General features: G+C 40.7%; 9 protein-coding genes and 1 pseudogene. 6 read left to right on the top strand and 4 right to left on the bottom strand.

Annotated features, from left to right (window positions below; genetic code table 11):
* Window positions 1–183: pseudogene (locus tag QNK26_RS06055) on the top strand (DUF2132 domain-containing protein); the annotation flags it as partial.
* Window positions 184–424: 241 nt separating this feature from the next.
* Here QNK26_RS06055 and QNK26_RS06050 read toward each other — a convergent pair.
* On the bottom strand, window positions 425–1636 hold the full coding sequence (locus tag QNK26_RS06050) for a putative manganese transporter (protein ID WP_319221531.1): 1212 nt from the start codon (window positions 1634–1636) through the stop codon (window positions 425–427).
* A 339-nt stretch (window positions 1637–1975) separates the two neighbouring features.
* On the opposite strand from QNK26_RS06050, the gene QNK26_RS06045 reads away from it, so the two are divergent.
* The 5 genes from QNK26_RS06045 (at window position 1976) to QNK26_RS06025 (ending at window position 7848) form a co-directional block, all read left to right on the top strand.
* The gene (locus tag QNK26_RS06045; protein WP_319221530.1) at window positions 1976–2890 is read left to right on the top strand and encodes an alpha/beta hydrolase; all 915 of its coding nucleotides are present in this window, start codon (window positions 1976–1978) and stop codon (window positions 2888–2890) included.
* A 373-nt stretch (window positions 2891–3263) separates the two neighbouring features.
* Complete coding sequence (locus QNK26_RS06040) at window positions 3264–3974, top strand: SDR family oxidoreductase (protein ID WP_319221528.1); 711 nt, start codon at window positions 3264–3266, stop codon at window positions 3972–3974.
* A gap of 81 nt (window positions 3975–4055) precedes the next feature.
* Entirely contained in the window at window positions 4056–4742 is a 687-nt protein-coding gene (locus QNK26_RS06035; RefSeq protein WP_319221527.1) for an SDR family oxidoreductase, read from the top strand.
* Between the two features lie 148 nt (window positions 4743–4890).
* Window positions 4891–5772, top strand: coding sequence for a LysR family transcriptional regulator (locus QNK26_RS06030; RefSeq protein WP_319221525.1), 882 nt, complete (start codon window positions 4891–4893; stop codon window positions 5770–5772).
* Window positions 5773–5853: 81 nt separating this feature from the next.
* The gene (locus QNK26_RS06025; RefSeq protein WP_319221523.1) at window positions 5854–7848 is read left to right on the top strand and encodes a bifunctional metallophosphatase/5'-nucleotidase; all 1995 of its coding nucleotides are present in this window, start codon (window positions 5854–5856) and stop codon (window positions 7846–7848) included.
* 143 nt (window positions 7849–7991) lie between these two features.
* Here QNK26_RS06025 and QNK26_RS06020 read toward each other — a convergent pair whose 3' ends face one another.
* The 3 genes from QNK26_RS06020 to QNK26_RS06010 form a co-directional block, all read right to left on the bottom strand.
* A complete protein-coding gene (locus QNK26_RS06020; RefSeq protein ID WP_319221522.1) occupies window positions 7992–8975 on the bottom strand; it encodes an MDR family oxidoreductase in 984 nt (327 codons plus the stop codon).
* A 186-nt stretch (window positions 8976–9161) separates the two neighbouring features.
* On the bottom strand, window positions 9162–9797 hold the full coding sequence (locus QNK26_RS06015) for a TetR/AcrR family transcriptional regulator (RefSeq protein WP_319221520.1): 636 nt from the start codon (window positions 9795–9797) through the stop codon (window positions 9162–9164).
* A gap of 155 nt (window positions 9798–9952) precedes the next feature.
* Window positions 9953–10652 (bottom strand): OmpP1/FadL family transporter (locus tag QNK26_RS06010; RefSeq protein ID WP_319221519.1); only part of this gene is annotated, 700 nt, incomplete at its 5' end.

The raw sequence follows: 10652 nt of genomic DNA, 5'->3' as shown, positions 1-10652 counted from the left end.
TTTCTGCGTACAACCCCTTGGGCACGCAGTAGAGTTGAAATTTTATACCTAAAAACATTTTGTAGTAAGCATAAAGAAACGGGGAAAATAATCAGGGCGATACTCGCTCAGAATACAGCAGTAGCAGAAACGACTGCCACCAAGCCTGCTCCCTTTGTTTGGCCAACATTGAAAGAAAAATAGACTTATGTCACACTGAAGACATAAATATTTGAAAATCTTGTATGCTTTTATCTACAGGCTGCATGATGTCATTCGCAAATTTGCGATTATATCTCTGTTGTTAGCGGTTAAACGCTAAGTCTCAGAAATTAAAACAGCCTTAATCTGATATATCGTGATTAAGGCTTTTTTATAAATGTAAATTATGCTTTGAACAAATTATTTAGCTAAATTAACCAATACGCGACTGCGTACCATCATTTTATTCAAATAAATAGTAATAACTGTATGCTGCAAATAAGGCTGGCAGGGTTGAATATAAGGTGGCGACGAAAGCCGCTTTTGGCGCTAGGGCAATAGCGGGAAATAGCGCATCACCATCGTTACTCAGGGCGTTACCTAACTGTGCTGAAAGAGGAATGCTGCCGGACAAATATAACCCCGTCACTAAGATCTGCGGACCACAACCAGGCAGTAAACCTATCATTACCGCCAACAGAGGAACAAAGATCATCCAGTTTTGAAATATGATCGCAAGGTCTAGTCCCGTCCAATGCATAGTTAATTCAAATAACAAAAATGCGCCGATCACCCAACTGGTGACAAAGTTAGTATCTTGAGCAATGCGTTGAAACAGGTTGTTGATATTTGTTTTCGGATCTTCAGATACCGCAGATTCATAATCAGTTACTTCACGACTCATCGCCCATAACAGCATGGCAATCAGTACCAGAAATGCGCCCAGCAAGTTAACTGACCCTGCTGTGATTGAAAATAGCGCATCGATATCGATTTGTAGTGAACCCATAACTGCAATGATACTGGCTGGAATAATTAACCACTGCCAAAATAGCCCTTGTAGCTTTAACCCTAATGCTGATACTGGTTTTGAGTCATCTTGCACAGCGCCTTGCTCCACTCCCTGAGCAAGCAGCTGTTTGGCTAATTTAGGGCGCAGAAAGTCGGGACCATGGATAGCATCTATGATCAGGCCGGTGATGAGACCAACAATACAACCTATGGTTATAATAAATAGCCCAGTCATTGGTTGTGCTGCTAACAATAAGAATGCAGCGTCGCCCATAGTTGCTGTTAATACCGCGACTACAGCACCGAAACTAACGCGGCCGCTAACATATTGGGTAATGATCACTATCGCGCCACCACAACCAGGTAAAGCGCCCATCGCCGCAGCGAATAACACTTGATAGCGACTATTACTGCGAATTAAATTACTCAATGCATTGTGTTTACTCAACTTCGCAGAGATACCGTAATAAATAGCGAGTGTTGCTGCAACATAAGCTGCGACCTGCCAAAACGCATCCGCCAGTACTTGTATTGTTAATGTTTGAGTATCTGCCATCCAGATTAATATCATCATAGTAACTGGCAGCAATAAACGTTTATTAAGCAGCTGCCATTTACTGCTACTTGTAACAGCGTTTACTTGAATTGATAAAGCATTGAGCATAACCGGTATCCCTTCAGTTGATATTTAACGGGTTAACAAAAGGTTATACTAGCACATCAAATCTAAATGAGAACTATTATCATTGGTTTTTTGTGTACTTGTTGGGTGTTATATTTGGAGTGTGAAAGTAAGCATAATCAAGTAGTGAGGTTCAAGCTTTCTTGAGACTTAATTCGCTGCTTCTCACATAACTAATTAGAAGCTATTTCATTAAATTTAAATTAGTGTTATTACTCTAATTATCAGGGTGCAGGCGATGTTAACGTAGTTACTAGGTTTATTTTAGAGCTCAAAAGCAAGCGCCTACTTGGTATTTTTAACCACATGAAAAGGATAAACATGAAAAAGGTCATAATTATAACCTTATCGTTAGTACTCGTAGTGCTTTCGCCCATTCTCTATCTGCTCTACACATTTGCTTTTACCGGGCCGATGCCAGATGCGGAATTTGAGAAAAACCTGCCCAGCATAGTAAAAAATCTTGAAGTAAAATTCGATGGTGAAGGTGAAGATACTTTGGTGATGATCCATGGTTACCCTGACTCTCTGGAGCTTTGGGATAAACAGGTTGAATATCTAAAACAAGATTATTCGATTGCTCGATTTACCCTACCTGGATTTGAATTAGAGGATAATGGCGAAAGACCGCATTACAGTATGAAGCAGATCAGAATGATTACTGACTCTTTTATCAAAAGTTTGAATAAGGAAAGCGTGACTGTTCTGGCGCATGACTGGGGTGCTATTTATGCTTTTCCGTATCTGGATAAAAATGATTTGGTAGATAGGGTAATACTCTTTGATATCGGTAGTTTTGGTGATGAAGAAAGGCCTGTTGTTAATGCAAAATACACTTTTGCACTTGCCGTTGCTTGGACTTTACCGGAATTTATTGGCGAAAAATTAACATTTTATACCGCGGATGAAATTTTAAATATTGAAGATGTCGATCCGAACAAAACCGCTGCAGATTTGCGTACAGATCCTAGAATGACCTATCCATACTGGCATTTATGGAGATCTATATTATCTAAAGACTTAGCAAAGGCGAGTGAAGTAGAAGATTATGGAACGCCTTTCCTATTCCTTTATGGTAAAGATAAAAAGGTTTGGTTTCATGCTAAAAGCTGGGAATCAAAGATTCAAACATTGAATAAAGGCCAAGTTGAAGCTGTACCTGGTGGACATTGGTTCATGCAGTCTTCGCCTGATCTGGTTAATCAAAAGATCGAAAATTGGCTGAAAGCTAATTAAAGTAGCAATTTGTTTTTTGTTATCTAGTTAACCTCAACTCGGGATAAGCAAGACTGAATAAGGATTTAGACTTTGCTAAGCAAAATGTCTTTTTCAGGGATGAAAAAGCCAAGCATACATGGAAGTACTTGCTGCGTTTTTGCGTGAAAATGTCTAACATCGTTAAGTTGAGTTCAGGTTAGTTAGGTGTTAAATAACCAAAAATTGTAAGGGAACCCGTTTTCGAGGTTCCCTTTTTACCTCAACAATCCTCAGCATGTAACTTGGTCGTTGCTTTTTAAGCAAACATGCTTTGTTATTTGCCGTATTCAAATCCTTTAAAGCAACTTGTATTATTTTAATCCTAAATGACTTACACAATTTAAGGCTTAAAATGAATACTATTAAAACTGCTACCGTCGCTGCTTGTTTTTCTGTGACAGCTAAAATCATCATTAAAAATCTTATCGAATCGGGTACTCAGGTTGTGGCTTTTGGGCGTAAAGGTGACGAAGCTCGTGCGCAACAAATGCAAGATCAGTATCCGGGTAAAATCACTGTGTTGCTTGGCGACCTTGCTAATGAAGACGACAGTAAAGCACTTGTTGCCAAAGCAACTGAAATCTTAGGCAATATCGAAGCGCATTATCATTGCAGTGGCATTTATACTTGGAGACATTGGCAGCACATCGAAGTTAAAGAAGTTGAGCAACTATTTAATGCCAACTTCATGACGGCTTTTGTGTTTGGCCGTGAAATTTTCAATGCCATGGAAAAAAGCGGTGGCGGCTCTATTATGTTCGTTTCAGCTCGTGATACGGTGCGTAATATTCCAGCTGGTTTTGGTCCTTACATGGCCTCAAAGTTAGCCTTGAATGGTCTTGTTGAAAGTATGGCGGCGGAAGGTGCTGCAGCTGGTATTAAGGTTAATGCTGTGCTACCGACGATTATCAACACAGAAGTGAACCGAATGGCGATGCCAGATGCCGATCATTCAACTTGGGTTAACCCAGCTGAAATGGCTGAATTAATGATTGAACTGACACAAGCATCAAAAACCAACCTAAGCGGATCTTTGGTTACGCTTAATGGCAAAATGCATTAATTAGGATCTGAATCCTAATTCAACTAAATCGTAGCTAGGCTATAACTAAGTAATCACTAAATAATAAATAAGGGCGATAAGATGACTAAACATGCCGTTGTAACAGGCGCTTCAAGAGGTATCGGTAAAGCGGTTGCTAAGTATTTAGCCGCTCAAGGTTATGACCTGACATTGATCGCAAGAAATACTGATGCCCTTAACCAGGTTCGTGCAGAGATACATTCAAGCACCCCGAAGGTGAATGTTGATACCCACTCAATCGATTTAGCGGATTACAAAAATAGCTACGAAAAACTGATTAAAATTGCAGAGCAATTAGACCGTATTGATGTTGTTTTCAATAATGCAGGGGTACTTACTTTAGGAACCCTAGATATAGATATTGATGATTTTTCCACTATGATCGATATCAATGTGAAAGGCTTGTTTATTGTTGCTAAAGCCTTTGCTGCAGTGATGAAAAATCAGCAATACGGCTATATATTTAATTTAGGCTCAATGGCTGGTAAACAAACTTTCGCAACAGGAGGTGGTTATTGCGCATCTAAATATGCGGTTGTCGGCTTTAATGGTGCATTGCATAAAGAGCTTAAGCCGTACAATGTAAAAGTTACCGCGCTTTGTCCTGGGATGATTGATACTGATATGACAAAAGTGTTCGATACGCCAAACCCAGATAAAATGGGCACGGAAGAAATCACTAAAGCCATCGGTTATTTACTTAGTTGTGGATCAAATACCCATATTGAAAGCTTAGATCTAATGTAGGCTGGTTATAGCGTAAGTATTATCATATGTATGATATGCGGCTAGGGGAGATAATAAGATATGCTATGGTTTGAGCACTGGTAATGTTAATTTTTTTCTTTTACCATTATTAGCTATTTTAGTATCTCCTATAACTTGGTATCAGCAAATGATCAAACGCTTACAATATTTTAATGCTGTAGTTGAGTGCAAAAGTATCTCTGAAGCGAGTCGTCTTTTTGATGTGCAGCCTTCTTCAATTTCTCGACAATTGGCAGTATTAGAAAGTGACCTTGGGGTTCGCCTGATTAATCGTAATAGTCGCAGTATTGCCCTGACAGAGGCAGGTCATAAGTTCTACAGTTATTCTAAGCAAATAGAGTCTGAACTCGATGAAGCCAAGCGGGTAGTTAATGATTTGCAGCAAACTACAAGTGGAATGCTCAATATCGGTGCTACTGTGGGTTTTGGTGAAGCGGTGATCTTGCCCTTAATTCCTCAGTTTAAAGCCAAGTATCCTGACGTTGATTTACGGGTAGAGCTTAGTGAAAGAATGGTCGATTTAATTGAAGAGAATGTAGATGTGGTGATCCGAAGTGGCCGTCTGTCTGATTCTTCAATGGTTGCTAGCAAGCTGTCTGAAAATGATTTTAAATTATGTGCCAGTCCAACATACCTAAAAGAGCGCGGCTGTCCTTTGTTATTAGAGGACTTAGCTAATCACTTTTGTATAAAATATGGTTATGCGGGCTGGGGCAATTGGTTTTTAAAAGGCGAGACATTAGAAATAATTGCAACTAAAAAATCGATGGAAGTGAATACCGTGAATGGTCAGAAACAACTGGTATTAAACCATGGCGGTTTAGCACTGCTTCCGCTTTGGGCGGTGAAGAAGGAATTACACAGTGGTGAGCTTGTGCAAGTGATGCATGAACATGATTTTTGCCCGCATGGCAAAGATACCGCTGTTTATGCTATTTTTTTAAGGCGCGAACTTATCGCGCCTAAAATTAGAGTGTTTTTGGACTTTTTGAAAGAGCACATAGATTAAATAAAGCCATCTTTTCAACGCCCCCATTAATAAGTTATCATTTAAATACTTAATCTTAGTCTCTAACCGTAAAGGAATATCATGATTTTTTCAAAACCGTTAACTGCACGCTTAACCGCTGTTTCTGTCGCGCTATTATTAGCGGGTTGTGCCCAAATTTCGCAACCAGACGAGGTCTTTAACCTGACTGTTGCGCATATCAATGATACCCATTCTAATTTCGATCCGGTTAAGTCGAGCTTTACCGCCAATGGCGATACGGTTTATAACGAGTTTGGTGGTCATCCACGATTAAAAACTATGGCTGATGATTATAAGCAGCAAGCGCAGCAAAATGATGACAGCTTTTTATTCTTACACGGTGGTGATGCGTGGCAGGGTAGTGCGTACTTTAAGTTAAACGAAGGCGCGATGAATGCAGATATTTTAAGTTTATTCGGTATCGATGCAATGGCATTGGGTAATCATGAATTTGATTTGAATAATACTAAGCTTAATCAATTCATCAGTGATGTTAACTTTCCGGTATTAGCGGCAAATATTGATACTAGTGCAGATGTAGATTTAAAAGACCAAACCAACTTACGCCCTTTCATGGTTTACGCGTTTGATGGCAACAAAAAGACCGCTATTACTGATTTAAATAACCTACCAACAGATAAAGACTTAGTGGCGGTATTTGGTTTAGCGCTGGATAACATGGCCAACATCGCCCCGAATACCGGTGATGTTAAATTCTTAAATATGGTGACGTCAGCGCAAGCAACCGTGGATATGTTAACAGCCAAAGGCGTGAACAATATTATCGCACTAACCCATATCGGTAATGCCGTAGACGTTGATGTCGCAAGTAAAGTTAATGGTATTGATTTGATAGTGGGTGGTCACTCACATACGCTATTAGGTGACTTCACTAATCTTGGTTTACACAATAACGGTACTTACGCACAGATGGTGAAAAATCCTAACAGCATAGGTCAAACTTGTGTGGTACAAGCCGGAGAGTATGCACAAGCTATCGGTCGTTTAGAAGTAAGCTTTAATCAACAAGGCGACATTGTTAACTGTAATGGACACAATGTATTGCTAAGTAATGATGAGTTCTATTCAAAGCCATCACGCCAAGACGATGAGAAGTTTGACGTGACAGCGACCCAAGGTGTAGTTGAGTTTATTGACCAAGCAGAAAACATCACCATTACTGCTGAAGAAGCGGCAATGCGCCAACGTATAGACGTGAATTACAAGCCAGCAGTTGATAAAGCTTATGGTAAAACTATTGCCCAAGTACCGGTAGAAATTAAACATGAACGTCGTCCCGGCGATCGCGGTAGCGATAAGCACGGTTCTGATGTTGCGCCAATCTTAGCGGAAGGCCAATACTTCTGGGCGAATACCACAGCAGTGCAGAAAGTTACCGGCATGAAAGTTGATTTTGCTTTAATCGGTGCTGGTGGTATTCGGACTAACATTGACGCGGGTGAATATCGTGCGGGTAACGTTGCACTCGAAATGCTGCCATTTGCTAACTTTATGTCAGTGGTACCGGTGTCGGGTAAAGTGATTAAAACCTTAATTAACGATACGGTAAGCGCAACATTAGCTGCTGGTTCGCACGCAGGTAAATTCCCCTACGGTGGTCACATTCGTTATAGCTACACTGAAACGGTAGCGAACACCGCGGGTAAGGTTGATTTTGTGGAAGTGATGACGGGTACTGAAGATGCGCCATCATGGGCTGCTATTGAAGATAGCAAAACTTACAATGTCGCATTAAACAATTATAACGCCACGGGTAACGATGCTTGGACACCGCTTTACGAAGCACAGAAGAGCAGCTCTCAGCGTATTGATTTAGCTTATGTTGATGGCAAGCTAACAGGATTTAAAGTAAAGAACATCGCTAAAGTGGGTAACAAGTACCAAGTAAATTACCAAGCTGAAACGCCAAACTGCAAAGCGGCGAACACGGTATGTGATACTGATGCCCAAGCGGTCATCGAATACATCGACAGTGAACGTAATACGTTAACACCATTAAGTTATGAAGTGGTGACGTTTAACCGCGCGCAGTGATCGACCCTGTAAATAATGTTCTGTAATAAGCATTTGCAATCACAGTCTCAAGTCATAACGTAATATTGTTTTGCTAAAGAAAAAGGCGCATCAAGTGATGCGCCTTTTGTCATGCTAGAGTGTTATTTTAATTAATAGGTCAGTTATTTTTGTAGATTAACCATTACACGACCGCGTACTTTACCCGCCATTAGATCATGTGCTGCTGCTACTGCATCCTCTAAGCTGATCTCAGTGCCGATAGATTTAAAGTCATCATCTGTCAGGATATCAGCTAAACGAGCCCAGGCTTCTTCTCTGTCAGCCAGAGGGCGCATCACACTGTCGATCCCCGCTAACGTAATACCACGTAAAATGAATGGGGCAACACTTGCAGGGAAGTCCATGCCTTGTGCTAAACCACATGCAGTCACAACACCACCGTATTTAAGACCAGCACAAACATTAGTTAGGGTGTGGCTACCCACAGAATCAATCGCTGCAGCCCAACGTTCTTTGACCATAGGACGGCCTGGTTCAGATAGGGTATTACGATCAATGATTTCTGACGCGCCTAATGCTTTTAAATAATCAGCTTCTTCAGGACGACCTGTTGATGCGATAACGTTATAACCCAGTTTAGACAATAGTGTGATAGCAAAACTACCCACACCACCGTTAGCGCCTGTTACTAATACATCGCCTTTATCAGGTGTGATGCCATGACGCTCTAACGCAATAACAGATAACATCGCTGTGTAACCCGCGGTACCGATAGCCATTGCTTGTTTCGCTGATAAACCTGCTGGTAGTTTGATTAACCAATCACTGTTTAGGCGGGCTTTTTCTGCTAAGCCACCCCAATGTTTTTCACCAACACCGAAACCGTTTAATAATACTTGATCGCCAGCTTGGAATTTATCGCTATCGCTGTGCGTCACTGTACCAACAAGATCGATACCTGGAACCATAGGGAAGCTGCGTACAACAGGACCTTTGCCTGTAATGGCTAAGCCGTCTTTAAAATTAAGCGTGCTGTAAGCAACATCAATACTTACATCACCTGCTGGCAGTTGTGATTCATCAATTGCTTGTACTGACGCTGTGTATTGGTCGTCATTTTTTTCGATTAGAATGCCTTTAAACATGGTTTACTCCGAATATAGACTGGTCGTCTATTAAAATGTAAAATTTTTTAAAAAATAATAGTTAATAACTAACTATAATCAATAACGGTGACAAATCACCGGCATATAAATGGTATTGAGTTGGAAATAATGCCTTGTTAGTGATTCCGAATAAAAGTTAACAATAACAAGGCTCATATGCTCATTTTAGCGGGTGGCGATACTGGCAATAAACATCGCGATATATAAATCGAGCGGTTGTACTGATTGCACCAATCGCGCGCGCATCACCGCACCTTCCCAACCAATCCAAAAGTATTCAGCTTGCTGTGCACAGTGAATGTCCTGCTTGATAGCCCCTTGTTGCTGAGCCGTCTCTAAACAGGTTTGCACCTTGGCTTGCCAAACGGCAAAGATATCTTGTAATACCAAACGATAGCTTTGCGGTAATATCGCCACTTCTTGACCTAAATTACCAACTAAACAACCGCGTTTAAATTCAAAGCGAACAATGCCTTGTTTTGCTTCATCTGCAAACTTGACAATACGTTTTAACGGCGCGATGGACTCATCCAGCAAACATTTATCCAGCTTAGCTGCGAAATAGCTGGCGTAGTTATCAATCACCGCCTGACCAAAATCTTCCTTACTTTTAAAGTAATGGTAGAAGGATCCTTTTGGTACGCCAACTTTTTTCAAAATGCCATCGATACCAGCCGCGGCAAAACCACTCTCGGTTAAAACTTCAACTCCGCTGCGAATTAACAATGCGCGGGTATCGGTATTTTCACGAGCAACTTTGGGTGGTCGACCTCGGCGAGGTTTGAGTTTAATGTCTGTCATATTTTCCATAACGCAGATTATATACCGAGCGTCTAGTTAATTGCAATGTGCAGATATAAAAAAGATCCTGAAACAGGATCTTTATTGATTTTGATCAGAAAACAAAAAAGACAGCCGAGGCTGTCTTTTAAATGCAAAGATGAATTAAGCTTGGGTTAGAAGCTGTAGTTCATTTGTGCTGAGTAGATGGACGCATCGCCACTTGATGTGAATGTAGACGTTGTTATTGCGGTACCTTCTTTTAACTCTTCTTCGAAGGTAATCTCTTTACCTGCAACAAGTGCAGCAGCAAAATCAAATGATAATGCTGGAGTTGCTTTATAAGTCAGGCCAGCTGTATACCATTGACGGTCAGTATCTGGGATACTTAGACTTGGTTTACCTGCTTGTTCATCAAACGCATAACCAGCGCGTAATGTAATCGCTTCAGAAAGGTAGTATTCAGTACCAACTGCGTAACGGCTAGAGTTACTGAAGTCTTCAGTTTTCTTCAGACATTGACCAGCTGTACCATCGTTACAACCAGAGCTATTAGCGATAATATCACCAAAATCAGACCATGTTGTATATTGCCAGCTGTAAGAAACTGCAAATTTGCTGCTTAGTTTATGATAACCAGACACTTCTAAAATTGAAGGGAGGTTCATATCTAAAGTACCATCTACTTCTTGTCCAGCAGATGTAAGTCCTGTGAATTCACCTTCAAGCTCAGTTTTCACTTTTGATTTATAGCTAATACCTAAGCGGTTATTTTTATTGATTTCATATAACGCACCAACATTCCAACCGAAACCATAACCATCGCCTTCCATTTTGGCGATTACTGTATCAGCGGGGACTGGATTTCTTGGATCT

Origin of the sequence: Moritella sp., assembly GCF_033791185.1 — a bacterium.
Classification (GTDB): domain Bacteria; phylum Pseudomonadota; class Gammaproteobacteria; order Enterobacterales; family Moritellaceae; genus Moritella.
Note: the sequence above shows the minus strand (reverse complement) of the source record. Positions and strands in the feature narration are given on the sequence as shown.